This is a genomic window from Sphingomonas sp. VDB2 (genome assembly GCF_047946695.1).
GTDB classification, from domain to species: domain Bacteria; phylum Pseudomonadota; class Alphaproteobacteria; order Sphingomonadales; family Sphingomonadaceae; genus Sphingobium; species Sphingobium bisphenolicum.
In genome coordinates, this window is sequence record NZ_CP159616.1 from 101,773 (window position 1) to 126,846 (window position 25,074).

Annotated in this window: 17 protein-coding genes and 1 pseudogene; 14 read left to right on the forward strand and 4 right to left on the reverse strand. The window is 61.7% G+C overall.

Translation table 11 applies throughout. The features are described from left to right. Nucleotides 1-12: 12 nt before the first annotated feature. On the reverse strand, nt 13-1,587 hold the full coding sequence (locus ABT375_RS18985; protein WP_416465473.1) for a Re/Si-specific NAD(P)(+) transhydrogenase subunit alpha: 1,575 nt from the start codon (nt 1,585-1,587) through the stop codon (nt 13-15). Nucleotides 1,588-1,972: 385 nt separating this feature from the next. Between ABT375_RS18985 and ABT375_RS18990 the strand changes: the two genes are divergently transcribed. The 4 genes from ABT375_RS18990 to ABT375_RS19005 all read left to right on the forward strand — a co-directional run bounded on the left by ABT375_RS18990 (nt 1,973) and on the right by ABT375_RS19005 (nt 6,152). After that, on the forward strand, nt 1,973-2,866 hold the full coding sequence (locus ABT375_RS18990) for a helix-turn-helix domain-containing protein (protein WP_416465475.1): 894 nt from the start codon (nt 1,973-1,975) through the stop codon (nt 2,864-2,866). 121 nt (nt 2,867-2,987) lie between these two features. Then, the gene (locus tag ABT375_RS18995) at nt 2,988-4,133 is read left to right on the forward strand and encodes a sulfotransferase family protein (protein WP_261937123.1); all 1,146 of its coding nucleotides are present in this window, start codon (nt 2,988-2,990) and stop codon (nt 4,131-4,133) included. After that, nucleotides 4,120-5,298, forward strand: a complete 1,179-nt coding sequence (locus ABT375_RS19000; RefSeq protein ID WP_416465477.1) for a hypothetical protein — start codon at nt 4,120-4,122, stop codon at nt 5,296-5,298. The genes ABT375_RS18995 and ABT375_RS19000 overlap by 14 nt, the downstream gene beginning before the upstream one ends. 104 nt (nt 5,299-5,402) lie before the next feature. After that, complete coding sequence (locus ABT375_RS19005; protein ID WP_416465478.1) at nt 5,403-6,152, forward strand: SDR family NAD(P)-dependent oxidoreductase; 750 nt, start codon at nt 5,403-5,405, stop codon at nt 6,150-6,152. A gap of 9 nt (nt 6,153-6,161) precedes the next feature. On the opposite strand, the gene ABT375_RS19010 is transcribed toward ABT375_RS19005, so the two are convergent. From ABT375_RS19010 to ABT375_RS19020, 3 genes are all read right to left on the reverse strand, one after another. Beyond that, on the reverse strand, nt 6,162-7,652 hold the full coding sequence (locus tag ABT375_RS19010) for an aldehyde dehydrogenase family protein (RefSeq protein ID WP_416465480.1): 1,491 nt from the start codon (nt 7,650-7,652) through the stop codon (nt 6,162-6,164). Beyond that, nucleotides 7,649-9,271 carry a GMC family oxidoreductase gene (locus ABT375_RS19015; protein WP_416465482.1) on the reverse strand — a complete coding sequence of 541 codons (1,623 nt, stop codon included), beginning with the start codon at nt 9,269-9,271 and terminating at the stop codon, nt 7,649-7,651. The genes ABT375_RS19010 and ABT375_RS19015 overlap by 4 nt, the downstream gene beginning before the upstream one ends. A gap of 92 nt (nt 9,272-9,363) precedes the next feature. Further along, on the reverse strand, nt 9,364-10,275 hold the full coding sequence (locus tag ABT375_RS19020; RefSeq protein WP_416465483.1) for an SMP-30/gluconolactonase/LRE family protein: 912 nt from the start codon (nt 10,273-10,275) through the stop codon (nt 9,364-9,366). Between the two features lie 339 nt (nt 10,276-10,614). Here ABT375_RS19020 and ABT375_RS19025 point away from each other — a divergent pair, with 339 nt between their 5' ends. The 10 genes and pseudogenes from ABT375_RS19025 (at nt 10,615) to ABT375_RS19070 (ending at nt 24,866) form a co-directional block, all read left to right on the forward strand. Further along, complete coding sequence (locus ABT375_RS19025) at nt 10,615-12,987, forward strand: TonB-dependent receptor (protein ID WP_416465485.1); 2,373 nt, start codon at nt 10,615-10,617, stop codon at nt 12,985-12,987. Between the two features lie 117 nt (nt 12,988-13,104). Beyond that, nucleotides 13,105-14,499, forward strand: a complete 1,395-nt coding sequence (locus ABT375_RS19030; protein WP_416465487.1) for a phosphotransferase — start codon at nt 13,105-13,107, stop codon at nt 14,497-14,499. A gap of 413 nt (nt 14,500-14,912) precedes the next feature. Beyond that, nucleotides 14,913-17,264, forward strand: a complete 2,352-nt coding sequence (locus ABT375_RS19035; protein ID WP_416465489.1) for a TonB-dependent receptor — start codon at nt 14,913-14,915, stop codon at nt 17,262-17,264. 165 nt (nt 17,265-17,429) lie between these two features. Further along, the gene (locus ABT375_RS19040) at nt 17,430-17,678 is read left to right on the forward strand and encodes a hypothetical protein (RefSeq protein ID WP_261937500.1); all 249 of its coding nucleotides are present in this window, start codon (nt 17,430-17,432) and stop codon (nt 17,676-17,678) included. A 282-nt stretch (nt 17,679-17,960) separates the two neighbouring features. Next, nucleotides 17,961-19,340, forward strand: coding sequence for a spinster family MFS transporter (locus tag ABT375_RS19045; RefSeq protein WP_416465491.1), 1,380 nt, complete (start codon nt 17,961-17,963; stop codon nt 19,338-19,340). Between the two features lie 84 nt (nt 19,341-19,424). Beyond that, complete coding sequence (locus tag ABT375_RS19050; RefSeq protein WP_416465493.1) at nt 19,425-20,312, forward strand: helix-turn-helix domain-containing protein; 888 nt, start codon at nt 19,425-19,427, stop codon at nt 20,310-20,312. Nucleotides 20,313-20,469: 157 nt separating this feature from the next. After that, nucleotides 20,470-21,885, forward strand: a complete 1,416-nt coding sequence (locus ABT375_RS19055) for a hypothetical protein (RefSeq protein WP_416465495.1) — start codon at nt 20,470-20,472, stop codon at nt 21,883-21,885. 8 nt (nt 21,886-21,893) lie between these two features. Next, the gene (locus ABT375_RS19060) at nt 21,894-23,351 is read left to right on the forward strand and encodes an acyl-CoA reductase (protein WP_416465497.1); all 1,458 of its coding nucleotides are present in this window, start codon (nt 21,894-21,896) and stop codon (nt 23,349-23,351) included. Between the two features lie 14 nt (nt 23,352-23,365). After that, nucleotides 23,366-23,743 (forward strand): annotated as a pseudogene (locus ABT375_RS19065) (amidohydrolase family protein); the annotation flags it as partial. 79 nt (nt 23,744-23,822) lie between these two features. Next, complete coding sequence (locus ABT375_RS19070; RefSeq protein WP_010336579.1) at nt 23,823-24,866, forward strand: IS110-like element ISShsp1 family transposase; 1,044 nt, start codon at nt 23,823-23,825, stop codon at nt 24,864-24,866. The last annotated feature ends 208 nt before the right edge of the window (nt 24,867-25,074 follow it).

Sequence of the window (25,074 nt, forward strand, 5' to 3'; positions counted from 1 at the left end):
AAATCTACCCCCTTAGGACCGCTGGAACATGGCCAGCATCCGGCGCGTGACCAGGAAGCCGCCAACGATGTTGATCGACGCGATCAGGATCGAGATCGTCGCCAGCGCGAGCACCACATTATTGGATGACCCGACCTGGAGCATGGCCCCCACCACGATGATCCCGGAAATGGCGTTGGTCACCGCCATCAGTGGCGTATGCAGCGCATGGCTGACATTCCAGATCACCTGGAAGCCAACGAAACAGGCCAGCACGAACACCGTGAAATGCGCCATGAAGCTGGCGGGCGCTACGGCGCCGACCGCGATCAATAGGATCGCGGCGACGATCAAAGTCGTGACCTGCGACCGGGTCTGCGCCTTGAACGCGGCGACGTCCTTCGCACGTTTCTGTTCGGGGCTCAGTTCCTCCGCCTTGGGCTTTGGCTTCTGCGCCGCGATCGCCTTGATCTTGGGCGGGGGCGGCGGGAAGCTGACCTCCCCTTCAAAGGCGACGGTCGCGCCCCGGATCACGTCATCCTCCATATTATGGACGATCACGCCATCCTTGCCCGGCGTCAGGTCAAAGAGCATGTGGCGGATATTGCTGGCATAGAGCGAACTGGACTGCGCCGCCATCCGGCTGGGAAAGTCGGTATAGCCGATGATCGTGACGCCGTTCGGGGACACGATCTTCTCGTCCGTGACGGTCAGTTCGCAATTGCCGCCGCGTTCCGCCGCCAGATCCACGATGACCGATCCGGGCCGCATGGCTTCGACCATGTCCTTCGTCCACAGGACCGGCGCATCACGCCCCGGAATAAGCGCGGTGGAAATGACGATGTCGACGGTCGGCGCCAGTTCACGGAACTTCTTGAGCTGGGCTTCGCGGAATTCGGGGCTGGACGGGGCGGCATAGCCACCGGTCGCCGCGCCGTCCTGCTGTTCCTCCGAAAAGTCGAGATAGACGAACTGCGCGCCCATCGATTCGATCTGTTCGGCGACTTCGGGCCGGACGTCGAAGGCCAGAGTGATCGCGCCGAGCGATGTGGCCGCGCCGATCGCGGCCAGGCCGGCGACGCCGGCGCCGATCACCAGCACCCTGGCCGGCGGCACCTTGCCCGCCGCCGTTACCTGCCCCGTGAAAAAGCGGCCGAAATTGGCGCCAGCCTCGATAACCGCGCGATAGCCGGCGATGTTCGCCATGGACGACAGTGCGTCCATCTTCTGCGCGCGCGAAATGCGCGGCACCATGTCCATCGCAATGACATTGGCGCCAGTCTTGCTGATGGCGCCCAATTCTTCGCTGCGCTGGCCGGGATAGAAGAAGGAGATCAGCGTCTTGCCTGCGGCGAGCCGGGCTGCCTCATCTGCTTCGGGCGGACGCACTTTGACGATGACATCCGACGCGGCCCACAATTCGCCAGCGGTTGGAACCACAGTCACGCCTGCGGCGCGATAATTGTCGTCGTCAAAGCCGGCCGCTTTGCCGGCTCCGCTCTCGACAAAACATTCATGGCCTAGCTTTTGCAGTTGCAGGGCGCTGTCAGGTGTCAGCGCAACACGCGCTTCCCCCTTCGCCACTTCTCTGGGTGCACCTATTCTCACTCTTCCTTCCTCCCCCTTTTTCTCGCGCGGATGCGACCTTGCAGATAGGCTAATGGTCGATCGATCCTCTTTGGGCTATACTGAAAGACTTGAGGGCATAGAAGGTGAAGTTTAGTACTTCGATCGCTAAGTCTGCGTCATATCCGGCGGATGGGGCGCGCGACCGGGCGTGGTACGCGCTTGGCAGTTTGTCGGTCAGGTCATGCAAATGCGTGATTGGCGGCTTTTCGGCCTGCTTTTTGAGGCGACGATGATGGGTGCCCGTTGTCGGGCGGATAACGGATTTCTACGCTCATGCCGCGGATCGGCATTTACATGCCAAATCAGATTGATTGATGGCTCGCGAGCGGGATGATCGAGAATGCGAATGCAGGGGAAAGTCGAGATGCCGATACAATCGTTCGAGGCTTCCGGTCCTCCGGATCGCGCAAGCCTGGATTTCCTATTTCCGCAGGAGTTCGAGACGTCGCTCGATGCTGCCGTCGCGGCGATGGGTGCGCGCTTTGAAGTTCGCCGCTTTTTCTGGCGGGAGCGTAAGGAGATCGCCTTTACGCCGCCGTGCAGCTATTTCGAGGTGACGCGCTTTCCCTCCATGGGCCGTTACCTCGCTTCCGCCGCCGACTTTTGTGCCCAGGGAGAAGTACGCTTCTATCCCTGGGCACGGCCGTTCCAGATGCATTGGGAGGAGCACGAACAGAGATCGCTTTTTTGTCGAATAGATGTTCGCGCGCTTACCGGATTGTCGATGGAACTGTCCGACCGACAACTGCGTGATACCATCGATATGCGCAATCCCCATGTCAGGGCGCTCTTGCTGCGGGCACAACGGGAATTGATGGCGCCGGGATTGTGTTCGCAGCTCGTCCTGGATTCGATCAGCATGGGATTGGCGGCCGAAATCGTGCAGCAATTCGGCCCGGAAACGCGATCGGACTTCTCCAGCGGTCCAGCGTTGGACCGGCGCTATCTGGCCGGCCTTGTCGCCCATATCCGAGAACAGCCCGGCAAGGTCGAGATAGCGAAGCTGGCGGCAGAACGAGGGGTCGGTGTCCGGCATTATGAACGCCTGTTTCGCGCCGCGACGGGCGAAAGTCCCGCGGCCTTTTGCCGTCGTCATATGCTGGCTCTGGCGAAGGACCTGCTGATGGACCGGTCGCTTCTGGTCAAGGAAATCGCCTATCGCTGCGGCTTCGCCAATACGGCAAGTTTCGGTGTGGCCTTCCGCCAGATGGAAGGCTGTTCGCCGCAGCAGTTCCGCAACCGGTTTCTGACTCACTGAGCCGCAATTTCCGACATCTGTTTTCGATCGGCGACATCGATGCCGCCTGCGCTTTTCAGCGGTGTCCGGACCAGTCATCCTGACCAAAATGGTCGTCAGACCGGCTTGAGAGAGGATGGCAATGACATTTGGATTTCCCGAGGCGGACGCGCTGCTGGCACGATATCCGCTGCCCGATTATCTGCGGGACAATGTGCGGCCCGGACTGGAGCAGCTGCTCGCCTCGATGGCGGAAGACCGTGCGCTCAACGCCAATGGCCATGCGCGGGCGCTGCACATCATCGCCGACGACCTGTCCCGGCTGAAGGCGATCGCCGACGACCGGGCACGCTATCCCGAGATTGCCGACGTCGAAATCCGGCAGCCGCTCTTCATCCTGGGCCTGCCCCGGTGCGGCACCAGTTTCCTGCACGCGCTGATGGAAGGCGACCCGCAGGTCCGTACGCCGCTGATGTGGGAAGTGGCCGAGCCATCGCCCCCGCCCGAAGCCGCAACCGCCGATACCGACCCGCGGATCGCCCGGTTCGACGAACATCTGCGCGCGCAACTGGGCGGTGACGCCGACGAATTGCTGAAGGCTCATCCGCTGGGCGCCAGAATTCCTCAGGAATGCGGGTCGTTCATGACGACCGCCTTTCAGAGCAGCAATCCGTGCATGTTCCAGCATCTCCCGCGCTTCTACGACTGGTTCAAGGGCATCGACGCGACCTTCCGCTACGAAGTCCACAAGATGTGGCTTCAGCATCTGGGCTGGCGCCATCCCGGCCGGCATTGGGTGCTCAAGATCCAGGAGCATATGTACAAGCTCCCGGCGCTGCGCAGGGTCTATCCCGATGCGCTCTTCATCCAGCCGCATCGCGACCCGACCACCGTCATCGCCTCCATTTCCCAACTGATTAGCGTCATCCGCGGGCCGTCCTACGACCAGCTCGACTTGCATGCGCTCGGCGCCGAGTTCCTGCAACTCTGGTGGGACGGGGTGAAATGCTGCATGGATTACCGCAAGGCGCACACGGATCTGCCGATCTACGACATGCGCTACAAGGATCTGGTCGCGGACCCGGTCTCGACCATTCGGGCCGCCTATGACCATTTCGGCTGGGATTTCACGCCGGACTCGGAAGCCGGCATAGTGGGCTGGCTGCGGGAGAATCCGGCGGGCAAGCATGGACCGCGGAGCTATACGCTGGCCGATTATGGCCTGACTGCCGAACAGGTCAGCGACAGGTTCGCCGACTATATCGAGACCTACCATGCCTATCTCTGAACCGTCGCAATGGCGTGCCTGGCTGGACCGGATGGCGGGGGCGGACGGCGTGCTGGACAGGCTGGCCGATTCGGGCGACCCGCAGGCCAGAGCCGAAGCGCATCGGCTGTTGTTCGCCATCCTCGCCACCGGCTATCAGACCGCCTTCGCCGATCCCGATCATCCCGATTTCGTGCCGTCGGTCAGCAACATCCTCAACACGGTCGGAGTCAATCCCGACTTCATCTATGGCGCGGCGCGGATCGACGGCAGCGGCGTCTACAGGCTGTCGGGCACGCGCGGGGACGGGGTGTTCGTGTTCCTCGATCTGGTCGCGGGCGGGCTGGGACCGATGGAGGATCTGGGGCCTTCGGTGGGCATGATCGATCTGGATGCCTGTACATTGGGCCCGGACGGCGCATTCGACATCCTGTTGGGCGGTGAGCGGCCCAAGGATGGTGCGGGCGACTGGTTCCCGCTCGACCCGCGCGCCGTCACCATCGGCCTGCGCCATGCCTATTATGACTGGGGCGCGGGGCGCGATCTGCGCATCGCGATCGAACGGGTCGACCGGCGCGTGGGCGGCGGCCCGATGCCCGCGGCCGAGATCGCCCATCGGCTCGATCGCCTGTCGGCCTTCGTCGAACGCTATGCCGCATTCGCCCTGGGCTATAGTCAGCGGCAGCGGACGCAGGGCTTCGTCAACAGGCTGGAATATGACGACTGGGCCGGTCGTGGCGGCGTTGCCGGGCAGCATTATTATCAGGGCATCTTCCGGCTGGAACCCGGCGAGGCGATGATCATCGACACGGCGGTGCCCGACCCGGTGCGCTACTGGAACGTGCAGCTCAACGATCCGCTTTGGAACACGATCGACTGGATCAACCATCAGAGCAGCCTCAACGCCGCGCAGGCGCGGCTGGACAGGGACGGCCGCTTCCGAGCCGTCATCGCTCTGGACGATCCGGGCGTGCCCAACTGGCTCGATCCGGCCGGCCGCGACGAAGGGTCGCTGATGCTGCGTTGGACCGGGGCGAGTTCCGGGCCTGAGCCGACGCTCAGGATCGTGCCGGCGGCGGAGTTGCGCTCGCATCTTCCAGGCGACACCCCGCTGGTCACGCCGGCGCAGCGCGACGAGACGATCCGTCGTCGCCGGCGTGGTGCGCAATGGCGACGGCGCTGGTGACGGGATCGACCCCATCGGGCGAAAGGACGGCCGTGGGCCGCGCGCTGGTAGGATGACGACAGGGCGTGGCATTCTTCCGGCCCAGTTTTGGGAAGGGGACGCACATGGACTTTGCGGGGAAGGTCGTACTGGTCACTGGCGCCGGGTCGGGGCTGGGCCGGGCGGCGAGCCTTGCGTTCGCACGGGAAGGCGCGGCGCTATGCCTGGTCGGGCGCAGGCGGGCCAAGCTGGAAGAGACCGGGCGTCTGATCCGCGAGGCAGGAGGCCGATCTGTCGAACTGGCGTGTGACCTTGGCGAGCCGCGTGGCTGCGTGAAGGTGATCGAAGCGGCGATGACCGCCTTCGGCCGGCTGGATGTGCTGTGCAATATCGCCGCCGATGTCATGTTCCACCGCCTGGTAGACATTCAGGAGGAGGAATGGCACCGGACCATCGCCTCCAACCTGTCCGGGCCCTTCTTCCTCATGCAGGCGGCCATGCCGCACCTTATCGAGAGCAGGGGCAATATCGTCTGCGTCGCCTCGACCGCGGGTTTCATGGGACAGGCCTATCTGGCGCCCTATGCCGCCTCCAAATTCGGACTGGTCGGCCTGACGCTGTCGCTCGCGATGGAGATGATGGACAGTCCCGTGCGGATCAACATCCTCTCGCCCGGCCCGATGCGGACGGAAATGACGCAGGGCATGGCCTTCCCCGATTTCGCCGATCCCCGGCTGCTCGCGCGCTATACGGGCCTGCGCCCGCCATGCCCGCCCGAAGATGTGGCCGAGCCGCTCCTGTTCCTCGCGTCCGATCGCGCGCGCCATGTGCACGGCGCGTGCTGGGCGGTCGACGGCGGCATCACCGCCGGCTAGGTCGCCTCTCTATCGACCGACCGGGTAAAAGACCGACTTCTGATTTTGATATTCGTGCAGCCAGTCCGGACCATATTCCCGTCCGACGCCGGAGCGCTTGTAGCCCCCGATCGGCGCATAGGTCATGCGCCCGGTGCCGCCGTTGAGCATCACGCTGCCCGCACGGATCTGCATCGCCATCTCATAGCCCTTGGCGGCGTCGGCAGTCTCGATGCCGCCGTTCAGGCCATAGCGGCTGTCGTTGGCGATGCGGATCGCCTCTTCGTCGGTGTCGAAACCGATGACGCAGCCGACCGGGCCGAACACTTCTTCCTGGGCGATCGTCATCTTGTTGTCGACATCGTCGAAGATCGTGATGTCGGTGAAGAAGCCCTTGTCGAGGCCGGCCGGGCGGCCGCCGCCATGCACGATCCGCGCGCCCTCGTCGCGGCCAATGGCGATCAGCCTTTCGACCTTTTCCCGCTGGGATTCGCGGATCAGCGGTCCCATCGCCACGGTGGGATCGGCAGGATCGCCGATCCTGAACTGGTTGGCGATGGCGCAGGCGGTTTCGACGAAGGCCTGCCGGACGCTGTTATGGACGACGAGGCGCGTGAGCAGGGCGCAGCCCTGCCCCGCATTGACCGACAGCACTGCAACCGCCATGCCCGCAGCGCGGGCGACGTCGGCGTCATGACGGACGATCAGCGCTGACTTGCCGCCCAGTTCGAGATGCACACGCTTCAATGTGGGGGCGGCCTGCGCCATGATCGCGGCGCCCACGCCTTCGGACCCGGTGAAAGTGACGAGGTCGATGCGCGGATCACTGGTCAGGGTCGTGCCGACTTCCGGCCCGCCGGTCACGACGTTCAGTACGCCCCTGGGCAGGCCGATCTCCTCGGCGATCTCGCCGAACAGCAGCGCCGAAAAGGGAGTGAAGGGCGACGGCTTCAAGACCAGCGTATTGCCGGCGAGCAGCGCGGGTACGATCTTCGCCAGATTGATGAGGAAGGGGAAATTATAGCCGGTGATGGCCGCGACGACGCCCACCGGCTCGCGCACCACGGTCGTCCCGCCGATCTTCTTCGGCCCGTCGGGGTTGAAGGGATCGGGGGTGATGTCGATAGGCAGGCGGACGCTGTCTTCGCGTGTCGAATGGTCGAGTGCGGCCAACAGATGATCGAGCGGATTGGCGACCTGCATGCCTTGGGTAATGCCCTGCGAACAGCCGACTTCCGCGACGATCAGCGCCGCGATCTGCTGCCTGCGTGCATCCAGCGCGCCATGCATCCGGCGCAGGTACGTCGCGCGTTCGGACATGGCCATGCGCGGCCAGATGCCCGTGTCGAACGCATCGCGCGCGGCCCCGATCGCTGCCTCCACTGCGGCGGCATTGCCCACCGGCGCGTGGCCGATCACCGCTTCGGTGGCGGGATTGATGATAGCGTCGCGTTCGCTCCCGCCATCGACCCAGGCGCCATCGATATAGAGCTTGTCGAATGCGGTGAAAGGCACGGTCATATCACGGGTTCCTGATGGGGCTGCAGAATCATGTCCGCGGCGTTGAGTGCGATGGCCATGGCCGGCGCATTGGTATTGCCCGACACGATGGTCGGCATGATGGAGGTGTCGACCACGCGCAGACCGGTGACGCCGCGCACGCGAAGCTGGGGATCGACGACGGCGGCGTCATCCGCGCCCATGCGGCACGTCCCGCAAATGTGGAAGGATGTTCCGCCAAGGGCTATGGCGTTGGCCAGAATGTCCTCGTCTGCCTCTATGCCGACGGTCTTGCCCGTTTCCTCGACAATCCAGTCCTTGAGCGCGGGCTGTTGCGCAAGGCGGCGGAGCCAGCGGAAGAGGGCGACGAAATGGCGTCGGTCGGCATCCGTGGCCAGATGATTGGCGTCGATGACCGGCGGGACATCCGGATCGGCCGAGCTTATCCGGACATGGCCCTGGCTGTCCGGCCGCATATAATAGGCGATGACGGTCATGCCGGGATAAGGGTCGAGAGCCACCGCCCCTTTGTCGTCCGTGTGGAAGGAATAGAGGCCCATGCCAACCTGCGCGTCGGGCCGGTCGAGCGTGGCATCGGTCTTGACGAAACCGCCCACTTCATGCGCCGCATGGGTCAGCGGGCCTTTCGATCCGAAGGCATAGCGCAAAGCCGACATGATGAGGCCCAGGCCGGACAGTTTTTGGTTCAGGCTGTTCCCCCGGACCCGGTAGTTGAAGCCCAGATAGCGATGTTCACGAAGGTTGGCGCCGACGCCGGGCGCATCGACAACGATCGGAATGCCGAGCGATTCGAGCAGGGCACGGGGACCAATGCCGGACAATTGCAGCAGCTTGGGGCTCTGCACCGCGCCTGCGGACAGGATGATCTCCCGCCGGGCGGCGACCTCATGCTCGCCATTCTTGTTGCGCAGCAGGATGCCGCTCGCCCGTTGCCCATCGAACAGGATACGCAGGGCGTCGGTCTGCGGCAAAACATCCAGATTCGGTCGGCCTCGCACAGGCTTCAGAAAAGCGCGGGAGGCGGAGAAGCGTTTGCCGCGATAGGTGGATGTCGGCTGATAGCCCATGCCGCCCTCGGTCACGGCCGGCATGTCGTTCATGTCGTCCACCCGTTGCGTCCCGGCCTGACCGGCGGCAATCAGGAAGGCTTCGCACAGCGGGTCGCCCGAAGGGTGGACGCTGATCTTGAGCGGGCCGCCCGCGCCCCGCCACGCCTTGGCGCCCAGGGCATGGTCCTCCAGCGCGACGAAATGCCGGCCCATGGTCTGCCAACCCCAGCCCGTGCAGCCTGCCGCTTCCCAGCTATCGTAATCGGCCGGAGCCCCGCGCACATAGACCATGCCATTGACCGAACTGGACCCGCCGACCGCGCGGCCCTTCAGCCATATTTCCTGGGGTGCGTTGCCGCCGGGCGATACGGCGTAATCCCACACATGAGGATTGCCCGGCGCCAGCAGCTTGCCGATACCGCGCGGCATGGCGATCAACGGGCTGCTGTCGTCCGGCCCCGCCTCCACCAGCAGAACCTTGATGGTCGGGTCTGCCGACAATCGATTGGCCAGCACGCAGCCGGACGACCCCGCGCCCACGATGATATAGTCATAAAAATCAGCCGGCATGTTCGCTCTTTTCACGGGCATGGCGCGATGGAACAGCAATGGCTGTCTGCTTGACCTGTCGGCGGGCAGGGTCGTGCTGTCGATGATGAGCGTCAGCCGAATGCCAGAGGCAGGCCGGGCACGTCCCAATCGATGCATATGACCTTCCCGGAACTGCCCAACGTGACGAAGGCCACCCGCCCGTCCTTGCCGCCAAAGCAGATATTGGTCGTGAGGAAATCCCCGGTCTCGATCTGCAGAGGCGTTCCCCCCTCGGTCGGAAAGATCAATATAGCGCCCTGGCCGGGCGAGGCGCAGCAGATGCGCCCGGCGCTGTCCACGGCCAGGCTGTCGAGGAATTGACCAGGCCCGGCCCGACCGACGATGCTGTGCCCGTCCGGGGCGGTTGAGGCCGTCTTGTCGATCATGCCGGGCGCCGACAACCGATAGCGCAGCAGATGCGCCTCATAGGTGAGGGCGACATAGAGGGTGCCTCCATCGGGCGAGAGGCCGACGCCATTCGCCCCATCCAACGGTCCCGCGGCCAGTCGGATGTCCGACCCGTCGGCCTTGGCATAATAAAGCCCGCCCCGCATGCGCGCGGTGCCGCGATCCCTGCCGAAATCGGTGAACCAGAAGCCGCCCGCTTCATCGAACACGAGATCGTTCGGTCCCCAGAAAGGAGTCGCGTCGGTGGAGGCGTATAGTGTTTCGAAAGCGCCGCTGGCGGGATCGACGACCTGGATCGCGCCGGGGGGCGTGTCGAGAGGGGCCTCGATCGGCATAAGGCCGCCGTCGGGCAGGATCAGCTTGTCGAAACCGCCATTGTTGCAGACATAGATTCGCCCGTCAGGCCCGATCGCCGCTCCGTTCGGGCCGCCGCCCAGATCGGCTATGGTGGAGCGCACGCCGTCCGGTCCCAAGCGCGACAGTCGTCGGCCCAGTACCTCGACCAATATCAGGCCTCCATCGGGCTGAGCGATCGGCCCTTCGGGCATCAACAGTCCGCTTGCAAAATGGGTCATCTCTTCCTCTCCTGCCGGCTGCCAGCCTTTCCGGACCGCACGTCATCCAGTGGATATCGGCATGAACCGCCATCGGACCCTCCTTTCGACAGGTAATTGAAAGCGCGGATTGGCGTCTTATCCCCCGCACACCCGATCCATCGGGGAAATGTGGAGGGGATGGCGACATAGTGCGCAGACAGATCGGCATATTCAGCTGCCAGAAAAGCGCGATCGACGGGCATTTGCGCGCGGCGCAGTGCGACAGCCATCCATCGTTGATCTCATGAACAGCACAGGCCGGCGGCAGACCGGCTTTCAAAGACAATGGTCATGCTTTGACCGCCAGGGAGAAGAAGAATGAAGATAACCGGTTTCATACTGCCAATGGGGTTGCTGCTGACGACGTCCCAGACGGCGTTGGCGCAGTCGTCCACCGCCGCGCCGCAGGAGGGGGCTTCCAGCGACATCGTAGTGACCGCGCGGCGCACCGCCGAGAATATTCAGGAGACGCCGGTTTCGGTCGTGGCTTTCGGGGCGGATTCGCTGCGGCAGGCCAATATCCGCGATACGCAGGATCTGCTGGTCAAGACGCCAGGCGTGTTCCTGGCGGGTTCGGGCGGGCGCGAAAACACCAATTTCTCCATTCGTGGCCAGTCCAAGGCGCTGGCCGGCAACAGTGCGCCCGGCGTCATCAGCTATTTCGCAGAAGTGCCGTCTCCTACGGTCGGGTCCAGCATTCCTACTTACGATCTGTCCTCGGTTCAGGTGCTCAAGGGGCCGCAGGGGACGTTGTTCGGCCGCAACACGACCGGCGGCGCGATCCTCTATTATCCGACGGCGCCGGACTATAAGCTGGGAGGATATGCCAAGGCGTCCTACGGCAATTACGACGCCAAGTTACTGGAAGCCGCAGTCAATATACCGCTGACATCGGATACGCTGGCCATCCGCGTCGCCGGGCAGATACAGAAGCGCGACGGCTGGACGAAGAATATCGGTATCGGCGGCGACCCGGACGATCTCAATTCGCGCGCGATCCGCGGGTCGATCCTGTTCGAGCCGAGCGCCGCGTTCCGCAACACGCTGATTGTCGATTATTATCACAATGACGCGGTCGGCGGCGCGTCCGTGCTGACCGATGTGCTGCCCGGCCCCAACGGGCTGACGGCGACGGGGACGGCCAAGGCAGCGCTGGCTCAATTGGCGTTGCAACGCGCGCGCGGGCCGCGCGTGATCAATTCGGACATCGATGCGTTCGAAAAGGTCGAGCGTTTCGGTATTACCAACCGGACCGAGTTCGATCTGTCCGACGACATCACCTTCATCAATATCTTCGGTTATCGGCGTACCAAGATCGACTATTATTCCAGTGTCGATGGATTGCCCACCTTGATCGCAGACGGCAGCGGTGCGATCCCCGCCGGGCTGCCGGTGACGATCGTGGGTGGGCGTCAGACATCCGACGTCCGGCAGATCAGCGACGAAGTGCAATTGAAGGGATCGGCGCTCGGCAATCGTCTCGACTGGCTGGTCGGGGCCTTCTACCTGGACAGCAAGCCGCTCGGGCCGTCGGGCACCTATATTCCCGTCTTCACCCTGCCTGGTATTACCGATGCTCGCTTCAACTACAGTTTTTACAGTGAAAAGAGCCGGGCACTGTTCGGCAACGTCAATTATGAGATCGCGGAAGACCTGCACGTCAATCTGGGCGTGCGCCACACCTGGGACAAGATTGAGGCCTGCGTCGGCGGCGGCCTTAATAACCAGCCCGTCGTTTCTCCGGATGAATGCGCCGAAGGCGCGGCAACGATCCGCAATTCGAGCGTCAACAGGACTTCGTCCAAGGCGCTGACCTGGCAACTGGGCATCGACTGGAAGGCGTCGGATGCGATCTTCCTCTACGCGATCACGCGCCGGGGCTATCGCGCCGGTGGCATCAACAGTCCGACGCTGGCCGGGCGGCTGGCGCCCTTCCAGTCTTTTGCCCCGGAAAAGGTGACGGATGTGGAGGTCGGTATCCGCTCTGATTTCACCATGGGCGACGTCAAATTGCAGTTCAATGCGTCGCCCTTTGTCGGCTGGTATAATAATGTACAGGTGCCGATTTCGGGTCTCAATACCCAGGCCAGTTGCAGTACGACCGTACCGGGCGGGACCAATCCGCCAAAATCGCCGGACGGCGATTGCGATGCCAGCAACGATCCAAGCGGCGGTACGCTGCTGGTCAATGCCGGAAAGACCCGTGTCGCGGGCCTCGATCTTTCAACCCGCATCCAGCCGACGTCGACATTGTCGTTCGACGCCGGTGCAACCTTCCTCGATCTCAACTCGCGCTCGTTGACGGTGCCTGCCGATCTGCAATCCTATCTCGCTGCGCTCGAGGTGCCGTTCAATCTGGTTGCAAAGACGACGGTCACGGCTGGCATGCGCTGGACATTGCCGGTGTCGCCCTCGCTGGCGGAAACCGTGTTCAGCCTGGACTATTATCACTCCAGCAAGGTTCGCTCCTCCGACCAGGTTCTGCCCGCCTATGACCTGGTCAACGGACGACTGGACCTGAATGGTGTGGGTGGAAGCAAGGCCGACATCAGCTTTTTCGTGCGCAACCTGTTCGACAAGAAATATCTGGCGTCGAGCAATGTAGGATCGGCGGCGCTGGGGATATTCAGCGGATTCTACGGCGCGCCGCGCACCTATGGCGTGGAGGTCCGCTATCGGTTCGGCGACTGACGGCAGGCACTGAACGCGGTGCGTCAATTCCGTCCTGTCCGCAACGGCCGCCTGGCCGCGTAAGGCGGATGACGCACCGGCCATAATGCACAAAAAAGACCATAGGGAGGACCGTCGATGGCGCAGACCGAAGCCGATCAGGATCAGGCCGAAAGCCGCGAACAACTTAGCCGGTGGCTTGAGGATGTCCTGGGCTGTTCCGAAGTCATGCTGGAAAAGCAGCGGCGCTGGCGTCCGGTATGGCGCGCCACGGCGCAGCAAAATGGCGTGAAGCGCGACTTTCTGCTCAAGGGCGACCGCACCTGGCCGACCCATCCCTATCCGCTCGTGTATGAAATGCGCATGCAGCGCGCGCTCCATGAAAATGGCATTCCCATTCCGGCCATATTGGGGATGTGCGACCAACCCAACACCATCGTGATGGAGTGGATAGAAGGCGGACGGGATCCCGGCCTGGTCCAGCAGGCGATCGAAAGCGCGTCGGTCATGACCGAGGATCGGTGGGCCGCATCCCTGCGCTACATGGAGATATTGGCGGATATACACCGCTTGCCGAGCCAGCCCTTCGTCGAGGGCGGCGCTTATTTGCCGCAGGGTTCACGCGAGATCGCCCTGCACAATTTCGAACGCTTTCATGCCATGACGGCCGAGCAGGGCATCACCGATCCGCTGCTGGAATTTTGCGCGCGTTGGCTGCGTCGCAACTATCCCCGACATCGGGAATCCCTCTCCTTCGTTACGGGCGATTGCGGCCAGTTCCTTTCGGATGGCGTCGAGGTGACCGGCATATTGGATGTAGAAATCGGGCATCTGGCGGATCCCATGCGCGATCTGGCCTGCTTCCGGGGGCGTCACCCGATCGAGAATATGGGCGATGTCGCCGCCCTGTTCCGTCACTATGAAACGGCAATCGGTGTGCCGCTCGACTATGATGCGATCGCCTATCACACCGTGTCATTCCTGGCCGAAGCCATTTACGGCCCTCTGTTCGGGATGCACGAGATGGGACGCGGCGGTGATTGGGTCGAGGCGGCTGTACAGGTGCCTATGATCGCACGGCGATGCATGGAGGCCTTGGCCGAGATATTGGACGTGCCGCTCGATGACATCGTGCTTCCGCCTCCCGCCGCCGTCGACCAGAATGACCTGGCGCTTCAAAAATTGCAGGCCGAGATTGAGCGTTTGCCGGAAAGCGGATCGCTGCAAGGATGGCAACGCAATATCCTTGCCTCCATTCCTCACTATCTCCGGAACCAGTTGCGCTATCGCGATTGGCTGCGCGAAGAGGATGCCAAGGACGTCGAGGCGCTGCTGGGTGCTGCCTATGCCGATGCCGCCGAGGGTCAGGTCGCATTGATGCGCTTCATCGAGAAGAGCGCGCCTGCTGATGATGCCGCCCTCACACGCTTCTTTCACCGGAGGATGCTGCGCCAGTGCCTGGTGATCGCAGGCCACGATGCGCCTGCCGATCATCTTGTTCTGGTGCCTATGGAGCCCTTGTTGCGGGGATAGGCGCATGGGCGCCCCGTGGGCTGTGGGAATATCTATCTCGCATTGGCTTTCGATGGGGTCGAGATACCTATCCAACGATATGTGTCTTCTCCGTATGAAAAGATAAAATGCTTGGATAGAAATATCAGGCGGTAGCGAACAGCGTGATGCGTAATAATTGTGTGATGTCCTGCCGTTGTAGGCATTCAAAATGCTTTGAGCGAAAAAAATAATAATAAATCAATAATATGCGCCATTTTATTTAAAGAAATGTCAAATAAAAACGAAAAATGAAATAATAATAAATAATTTAAACTTCGTAAGTTCATAATATTAATGGTGGAGGGGATGACATGGGTAAAATATTCCGCGCAATCCTTATGGTCGGTACGGCAATGGGTGTCGGATGTGCAGGCGCAGGCCATGCAGCAGAAATGGCCGAGCAAGGCGCCAGCGCCGATGACAATGGCGGCGTACGCGATATCATCGTGACGGCTCGCCGCACTTCGGAGAATCTGCAGACGGTTCCTGTGGCCGTTACGGCACTCGATCCGACGGCGTTGCTAGAACGGCAGATCGTCGAAGTAGCGGATGTGGGCCGCGCGGCACCGGGTTTGTCGGTGCAATCCGGCGGCACCGGCAACGCATCGCTCATATATCTCGCTATCCGGGGCAATGCGCAGAACAGCCCCAATTCATTTTCCGATCCTGCGGTCGGCATCTATGTCGATGGCGTCTATTACGGGCGACCGATCGCCGGGAATCTCGGGCTTCTCGATCTGGCTTCGGTCGAGGTCTTGCGCGGAACCCAGGGAACCTTGTTCGGACGCAACACGACGGGTGGCGCATTGAACATGACGACCGTGCAGCCGGACGGCAATTTCGGCGGCTATGTCACTGGACGCATCGGCAACTATGAAAGCTGGTCGATCGAATCCGCGCTGACTCTGCCGATTTCGGGTGACGAATTGTCCCTGCGCTTGGCTGGACGCTATGGCGAGAGGGGCAAGGGCTTTGGCGACAATCCCATAAGAGGGGTCGATGCAGCCCGTATCGATCACGACATCGCGGCCCGTGGTACGCTGAACTGGGAGCCGTCGGCGATCCCGATGACCGTATCCCTGTCGGCCGACTATGCCAATATCAAGGATACGTACAATAATGTCGCTCTACGCGGTATCAACCCGACAGGACCGGCACTGGCACTCTATTCCGGCCAATTCGACATTGCGAGCTTCCTCCAGAACAAGAGCCGCTTCTACAGAAATTATAATGATCCCAACACTGGCAACGCCAACATCGATACGCCGTATAATTATAACAAGACATGGGGTGTCCGTGCTACCATCGAATATGATCTGGGCGACGTTAAGATCAAATCGATAACGGCGTATCGGGAGGCGGATACCGGGGATGGCACCGATCTTGACGGCACGCCTGCCAAGATCGCGGCCTATGCGAGCGACTATTCGCAAAAACAGCGTAGCGAGGAACTGCAATTTTCCGGTAACCTGGGGAAATTGGAGTTTATTTTCGGCGGTTTCTATTTCAAGGAAACGGGCGATGAACAGTCCCAGTCGCTCGTCTTCCAGGATACCGATTTCGGCTTCAACCTGGCGCCTGCCAACACCAACCTGGCCAGTTACAAGTCGGAATCCAAGGCCTTGTTCGCTCAGGTCAACTACAGCCTGACCGAACGGCTGCGGGTGACGGGTGGATTCCGCTATACGTGGGACAAGCGTTCGATCAACCGCATGGGCTATATCGGCGGGATACCGGGCTTTTCCGGTTCGTTTCTCTCCAACGGCCAGCTGGTCACGCTCCCTGCTACAGGACTATGCGCCGTGGGGGCCAATGCGAATCTGGTAGCCCCTGGCCCTGATTGTATTGACCCCGTCACCGCCAAGTTTGATTATCCCGCCTGGCTGGCCAGCGTGGACTATGATCTGGGAGATGGAAAACTCGTCTATGTAAAGACAGGCGGCGCTGCATTGGCCGGTGGTCTCAATTCGCGACCCACTCCGCCTGATGCCAGTTCCTTTGCGCCGGAAAAGGTCAAGGACGCCGAAATCGGTTTCAAGGGCGACTTTTTCGACCGGCATCTGCGAACCAATTTTGCGGGTTTCTACATTTGGCGGGATGGCGCGCAGAATGTCGTCAATGCGCTGGTTGGCGCCAATCTAACGCAGTTCGTCCAGAATGCTGGAGACGTGAAAGCCTATGGCGTCGAGTTTGAAAGCACCCTCATTCCTTGGCAGGGCATGGAAATCAGCGGCGCCATATCCTGGCTGAAAGCCAAATATGCTGCGGGATCGTTCACGGCGGCAGGGCTGGGCGGCACAGTGGATCGCAGTGGTGAAGTCGTGCCGCGCGCGCCGCGATGGACATGGAATGTCGGCGCAACGCAGCGTTTCCCCGTCAAGGGCGGCGAAATCGCGGTACATGCCGATTATGCCTACACATCTGCCGTTTATCAGGACTATGCCACCGCGGATTTGACGACGCCTGGGCTTAACGACGGCGTCAACGACGCGGCGGAGCGTGCGGCGGCGATCAGCTTCATCGATACCCAGAACAGCTTCAGTCGGCTCAAGGCCTATGGGGTGCTGAACGGGAGCGTGAACTTCAAGCTCGACGGCGGAATGGAGTTCACCCTTTGGGGCCGCAACCTGACGCGAGAGAAATATTATAACGCGATCTTCAACGGCTATGGGACTTTCGGCACCGCGATCGGCTTTACCGCAGCGCCGCGCACATGGGGCGCAACGGTTTCCTATCGTTTCTGACATAGGGTCATGGGTGAGGTGGCGTCGTCCACTTCACCCATAGACTGGATCCGGCCTGCATGGACGATCCTATCTTTCGTCAGGGGTTCCATCGCTGATTTACCGCATAACTGGCCGTTCACGAGGCGGACGGTCATGCCGTGTTTCAACGTTCAAGGTCGAAAAATGGATATCAGTCAATCGGTGGACAGTGGCGACAAGGCTATGATCATATTGCAAAGCTTGGTCTGCTATTTGCGTGAAAAGAACATTCTTTCACGATGCGATATCGAGGAATTGTGCGAGCGCGTCGAGGCGCGCGAAAAGGAATTTCCCTGCGATCAGCACCAGGCTGCGGCAGCGGCGAAGGATATGCGCGACCTGGGCGAATATTGCGGGAAGCGGTATGGCGGGAAGCGGCGTCGCTGCCTTTAGGTCGCTGCTCGACGGGTCATGATGGGGTTCTGCATTACGCGATTTTACCAAACGGCCGCCCGCAGATCGAAATAGCGGAATCGGGGGCTGCGATCATCGTCAATCGTCCGCTTTGCCTGTGTTTGTTGTGCAACATTCGGGGAATGGATGGGGGAGGCATATAGGAAAGGAATATGTCTCGTGCGCGACATATGTCGTCCCGGCGATAGTCGTGGCGGGGGCATGGGATGCGCTGTTGGCTTAGCCTTCGTCACAGTGGATAAAAATGAAATAGGATGAGTGATGCGCAATCCGTCAATAATGGATGCCGGTCCGCAAGCGATACCGGAAAACGCATCGCTTTCCGCCGATGGGCGATCGCTGCTTTCGTGGACAATTGTCGCGCTGTTTCTGCTCAACTGCCTCAACTATATTGACCGCCTGTTATTCTCGGTCGCCCAGGAAATGATCAAGGTCGATCTCCATCTTAGCGATTTCCAACTGGGCCTGATTGGCGGACCCGCGTTCGCCATACTGTACACCGTTTTCAGTTTCCCGATCGCGCGGGCTGCAGACCGCGGTCGACGGGTGGGGATCATCGCCATTTCGCTGACATTGTGGAGCGCAATGACGGCCTTTTGCGGAATTGCGGCCAATTTCGTCCAGATGCTCATCGGGCGCGCCGCCGTCAGCATTGGCGAAGCGGGATGCACGCCAGCCTCGCATTCTTTGATCTCCGACGCATTCCCCGCGCAACGTCGAGCGACTGCCATCGCCATCTTTGCGGTTGCCGGTCCCTTTGGCGCAATCGTCGCAGCGGTGGGCGGAGGCGCTCTGATTGCCGCTTATGGTTGGCGCACGGCTTTCGTCATCTGCGGGATGGCCGGTATCGTCATGGCCCTGCTGTTCCGCACCACCGTAGCGGAACCGCCGCGCAGCCAAAACCGACCGCACCATTCCGCGTCGTTCGTCGACACGGTCCGCCAGTTGCTGGCCCGGCGCAGCTTCGCCCTGGTGGCTATAGCGGGGGGCATCGCCGGGATCGGCTCCTACGCCAATCAACAATATATGGTATCCTTCCTCATGCGTGGGCATGGTCTGTCCCTCGCCAATGCGTCGGCGTTGATGGGGCTGGTGATTGGTGGCGTCGGCATCGTCTGCACGCTGCTGGGCGGCCCGATGATGGATCTGGGCGCGCGTCGCTACCCCCGGATCAAAGCCTGGCTGCCTTCCTTCGGCTTGCTCTGGTGCGGGGCGCTATATGCCGTCGCATTTCAGCTTCCGACGGTTGGGCTTGCGGTGGCGTTGATGGTGCTCGGGTCCATGGGGCAGCATTTCTACATGCCCGCCATGTATGCCCACGGACAGGATGTGGCCCCCCCGCATATGCGCGCCATGGCCTCCGCCATGATTATCGCCACAAGTTCCATATTGGGCTATGGATTGGGCCCACCGCTGATCGGTCTTGCCAGCGATATATTGGGGGAAAGCGCGCGGGTGTCGGCAGGCCTCAGCCTGGCCGATTGCGCCAAGCGGGCAGTCGCGGCCTGCGAGGCGGCAAGCGCACAGGGGTTGCGCCTGTCGCTCAGCCTGGGATCCTGCTTCTTCATCCTGGCCGCCGGTCTGTTTGCATGGGCGAGCCGATGGATAGTCGCGGACGTGCACGATGATGATCGGCACTGACTTGCCATTCGCGATCTACAGGGAAATAATGATCCTGCACCTTAGGATCGAACCGAGATTCGATCGGGGGCGAGGAGGTTGAGGATGCGACCTGAAGCCGACCTTGGTCTGCCGCTCTGTGCCCCGCACACTGCGTCGCACTTCCATGTCGAACGGCGGTTCCATACGAATGGCATTTTCGCCGATATCCGTCACTTCGGATGGACCCAGAGCAGCCGATCTGTTTTTCGACCCGATTCCTACTATCTGGATTTTTCCATCGGCCCGCGTTGCCCCACGGCGCGTTTCTTCAACAGCGAACGCCAACTGGCGGATCCGCCAGGCGACGTCGTCTTTCTGCCCAAGGGCGGCGCATTTGCGACCCTGAGCGAACCGGGCGAGCACAGCCTGCTGTGCCTGACATTTGAAAATGATCGGGCGATGCAACTGTTCGAGGATGACAGCGTCGCCGATCTGGCGGCATGTCAGGATGTTCAGATCGGTCGGGTGCGCCAGGGCCTTGCCCGGCTGGTGGAGGAATTGCGCAATCCGGGCTTTGGACAGGATATATTGCTCGAAAGCATGGCGCTGATGCTCGTCGTCGAACTGTGCCGGCATTTTCGCCACGCCCAATATGATGACCGCAGCGGACATGGACAGATGCCCGGCTGGCGCTTGCGTCGCATCAAGGATAAAATAGAGGCCGATCTGGCTGAGATGCTTTCGGTCGCCGATCTGGCTGCCGAAATTCGCACCAGCCCACGTCACTTGATCCGGACTTTCCGGGCCACCACCGGCATCACGTTGACCGATTATATCGCCAGCCGCCGGATCGCGCGTGCGCAAGACCTGCTTGTCCGTGACGAGGCGATGATCAAGGTGATCGCCGGCAATTGCGGCTTCCAAAGCGCTGCCGCTTTCTCGGCCGCCTTCCGGAAGGCGACCGGCATGACACCTCGAGAATATCGCGAAGAGCGTGGTGCATCGCGTTGAACCAGTTCTACGTTGGATAGCCTATCCGATATGATGTGAAGCAGCGTGCTTCATGTCCGCCTGACGATGTTTGGGCGTTCCGGCTGTAGGCATCGGCATTGCGGGAAATGCCCCGCCGCCGTCACAATCCGTCCCATCAAGAAGGACGGATTTTCTCATGAGCAGCTATCTCGATCGACTGATCGCCGATCCTACCAGTTTCCACGACGCGCCCTATGCACAGGCCTTCACGCTCAGTCGCGAAGAGATCGACCGGCTGCATCTGGAAGGCGCGCGCAAGCGCTTTGCCGAATTGCGGCCCGGCCTGTCCGTGCTGGACAAGCTGGCGCGCGAGCAGGGTATCGACGCGATCAAGACGATCGACGATCTGGCGCCGCTGCTGTTTCCGCACACCGTCTACAAATCCTATCCGATCAGCTATCTGGAGCGCAGCCGCTTCGACAAGCTGACCAAATGGCTCGCCGGCCTGACGACCAGCGACATTTCCCATGTCGACGCCAGCGGGGTCGAGACGATCGACGACTGGATCGACCTGCTCGACGCGGAAACCGACCTGACCGTCCAGCACACGTCCGGCACTACCGGTAAGCTGAGCTTCGTCCCTCGCAGCAAGAAACAGTGGCGAGAGACGATCGTCCATTCCGGGGTCATCATCCGCGACTGGTGGCCGGACCGGGGGCCAGACATCGTCAAGGACGGGATGCCAATCATCATTCCGGGCTATCGCTATGGCGCTGCCGCGATGCAGCGCGGCAACGGCATCCAGGTCGACCTCTATGCAAAGGGCGAAGAAAACACTCTGTTCCTTTACCCCAACGCCCGGTTCAGCGCGGACATCGCCTCGCTGGGCGGTCGCCTGCGCGCGGCGGAGGCGCGGGGCGAGGCCGGCATGGTCGACATTCCGCCGGTCCTGCTGGAACGGCGGGAGGCGCTGCTGGAACTGGAGCGTCGCCGGCCCGACGACCTCAAGCATTTCTTCAGCGAGGCCCAGCGCCGCTTCGGCGGGCGCGACGTCTATGTGACGGCGATGTGGGCGATCCTCTACGACTGGGCCGAGGAGGGGCTGAAACGCGGTCTCAAGAATGTCTTCGGCAAGGGCAGCGTGCTGCTGACCGGCGGCGGCAAGAAGGGCAAGGAACTGCCCGACGACTGGCGCGAGCGCGTGATCGAATTTCTGGGTTTCGATACGATCTATGAAATGTATGCCACGTCCGAGCAGATGGGTCTGTCGATGATGTGCGAGCATGGCCATTATCACGTCCCACCCATCCAAATCCCCTTCCTGCTCGATCCGGCGACCGGAAAGCCCCTGCCGCGCAAGGACGGCCTGACCGGCCGCTATGCCTCGTTCGACCTGATGCCCAACACCTATTGGGCCGGACTGGTGACGGGGGATGAGATCACTTTGGCAGGCTGGGAAAAGCCCTGCGCCTGCGGCCGCACTGGGCCGCACGTCATTCCGCCGGTGCGCCGCTACAGCGAGCAGGAAGGCGGCGATGACCGCATCGTCTGCGCCGGCGCGCCCGAAGCGCATGACCGCGCCCTCGAATTTCTTGCCGAACTGTCGATGTGAGTAGAGCGATGACCGATCCATTCCGTGTGCCCCTGATCATCCGGGGCCAGATTATCGATGATGCCGACGTCGACTATGGTGGCCGCCGGGGCGGCGTCAGCTTCTCGGCGCCCGACATCGCCAAACATGTGGCGCGCCTGCCGCTGCGCACGCCTTCGGCCATGGCCGATCTCTATGCGCTGAGCTTTGACGAGATACTCGATTTCCTCGTCGCGCTGGGGCAGCGGCTCGATTTTGGTCAGAACCGGCATTTGCAGGAAGCGTTTCGCCTGTCCTGCCAGACCTCCGGCCTGTCCGAGAGCATATTGCGCGTCCATTTCCAGCATATCGGCGCGGCCTTCGATCGCACCGAAATGCGCCGGATGATGGAACGCTCCTGCGGCGTCGATTATCTGGAAGGCTGGGTCGATCAGGGGGCCGGCAGATTTCCGGGCCTGACCGCCCGCACCCGCGCCTTCGGCGCGCGGACGGTCCATGTCATCGCCGGAAATGCGCCTATCGTGTCGATCCTGACGGTGATCCGCAATGCGCTGACCCGGTCGGACGCGATCATCAAGTTGCCGTCCAACGATCCGCTGACGGCCGCTGCGTTGGTGCGAACCATGGTCGAGATGGACCCCGATCATCCGCTGTCGAAACATGTCTCCGTCGCCTATTGGAAGGGCGGCGACGATCAGGTGGAATTGGCGATATACGATCCGCGCGGCGTCGAGAAGATCGTCGCCTGGGGCGGGTTCGATTCGGTCAAGCATATCACCCGCTATCTGCAACCGGGCATCGACCTCATCACCCAGGATCCCAAGCTGTCGGGGACGATCATCGGTCGCGAAGCCTTCGCCGATGACGCGACGCTGGGGCAGGTGGCGCGTCGTCTGGCGCTCGACATCGGCGCGCAGAATCAGGAAGGCTGCGTGTCCGCGCGGGTCATCTATGTCGAATGCGGCACGGATGACGTCGGGCTGGAACGGGCCAACCGATTGGGGCAGATGACCTTCGACGCGCTCCAGCGCCTGCCCGATCATCTGAGCACGCCGCACAAGGCGTTCGACGGCGCGCTTAAAGCCGAGATCGACGGCATCCGCCTCAATGACGAGGATTATCACATCTTCGGTGGTCGGACCAACGAGGGGGCGGTGATCGTCAGTCAGGAAGAATATCCGGTCGATTTCTCCCGCGCTCTCGCCTGCCGCGTGGGCAATATCGTGCCCATCGACAGCAGGGAAACGGCCGTCAGCGCAGTCAACGCCTATACCCAGACGATCGGCATCTTTCCCGAAAGCCTCAAGGACGAACTGCGCGACCGTCTCGCCTTTCAGGGCGCGCAGCGGATCGTGTCGCTGGGCGGTGCGGCGACGATGCAGCATAATATGGAACGGCAGGATGCGATCGAGCCGGTCCGCCGTATGCTGAAATGGGTGACGGAAGAACAGGCATCGGGCGAGATGCTGGCCGCGCTCGCGGGCTGAGAGGAGCCAGGGACATGGTGGAAGCTGATCTGGTGATCCGTGGCGGCACGATCGTCGATGGGCAGGGCGGTGAGCCGTTCGAGGCGGACATCGCCATCATGGATGGCCGGATCGCGGCGATCGGTGCCGATGTCGGGCGGGGCCGCGAGGAGATCGATGCCTGCGACATGCTCGTCACGCCCGGCTTCGTCGACGTCCATACCCATTATGACGGGCAGGTCACCTGGTCGGACAGCCTGGTGCCGTCCGCCGACCATGGCGTCACCACCGTCGTCATCGGCAATTGCGGCGTCGGCTTCGCCCCGTGCCGGCCGGACGATCGCGAGGCGCTGGTCAATGTCATGGAGGGGGTGGAGGACATTCCCGAAGCGGTGATGGCGAAGGGCCTGCCCTGTTGGGGTGGACGGCTCCCAACGGCATCGCAATGTGCCAGAGTGAGTGCGTTGCAAGACTCAATCAAGGGAGCCGCCCGTGGAGCAAATTACCCGCATAGGCATGGATACGTCAAAGAACGTTTTTCAACTGCATGGCGTCGATGCAGCGGAGAAGGCAGTGCTGCGCAAGAAGTTGACGCGCCGGGAAATGGTTCGGTTTTTCGAAAAGCTGCCACCCACCGTCGTCGCTATCGAGGCATGCGGCAGTTCACATCATTGGGCTCGTCTTCTCGGATCGCTCGGGCATGACGTAAGGTTGATCGCGCCGCAATTAGCGAAGCCCTACGTCAAGCGCGGCAAGAACGACGCGGCGGATGCCGAAGCTCTCTGCGAAGCGGTGAGCCGCCCAACAATGCGCTTCGTTCCAGTAAAGACTGCAGAACAACAGGCGGCGCTCATGTTGGTCGGGGTGCGCGAAAGGCTCATCCAGAAGCGCACCCAGCTCGTCAACGCTATACGAGGGTATGGCGCGGAGTTCGGCATCACTGCGGCGACGGGTGCATGTCGCGTCGTACCGCTTCTCGAGCGCATCGCGGCAGATGAAACGATACCCGAATTGGCGCGCGAACTTTTTGCCCTGCAGGGAAAGGAATATGCGCAGCTCCAGTGCGAGATCGAACGGATCGACGCGAAGCTGATGGAATGGCATCGCAACGACGAATGTAGTCAGCGACTGGCCAAAATTCCCGGCGTTGGGCCTATCGGCGCGACCTTGCTCATGATGAAAACGCCCGATCCGCATCTATTCAAATCCGGTCGGGATTTTGCGGCATGGATGGGCCTGACCCCTAAAGATCACTCGACCGCCGGCAAGACAAGACACGGCGTTATCACTCGCGCTGGTGATGAGCTTCTCAGAAGCACGCTCGTGGTCGGAGCTACCGCAGTCGTTCAGCACGCCCGCAATGGGCGAGGTAGGAATCTCACACCATGGCTTATCGGCTTGATTGGACGAAAATCACCTAAGCTCGTTGCGGTTGCCGTTGCTAACAAAGCCGCACGTGTCGCGTGGAAACTCATGGTGAGCGGCGAGCGATACCAATGCGTCGCGCCGCCCGCCCTTACTGCGGTAGCAGCATAAGAATTAGCCAGGAGCGATGAGCAGAATATCAATGCTATCGTACTGAGCTGATCCGTGATCTTGCATGAAGAGAGCAGATGGTGCGATCGATCGATCCGAGGCGTGTGACACTCCGTCAGTTCCAGTGGCCATCACAGGCCGCTGCCGTGTTGGGAACACACACCGCGGAAACCATCTTGGCCAGCGGTCACGTGCGACCGCACCGAAA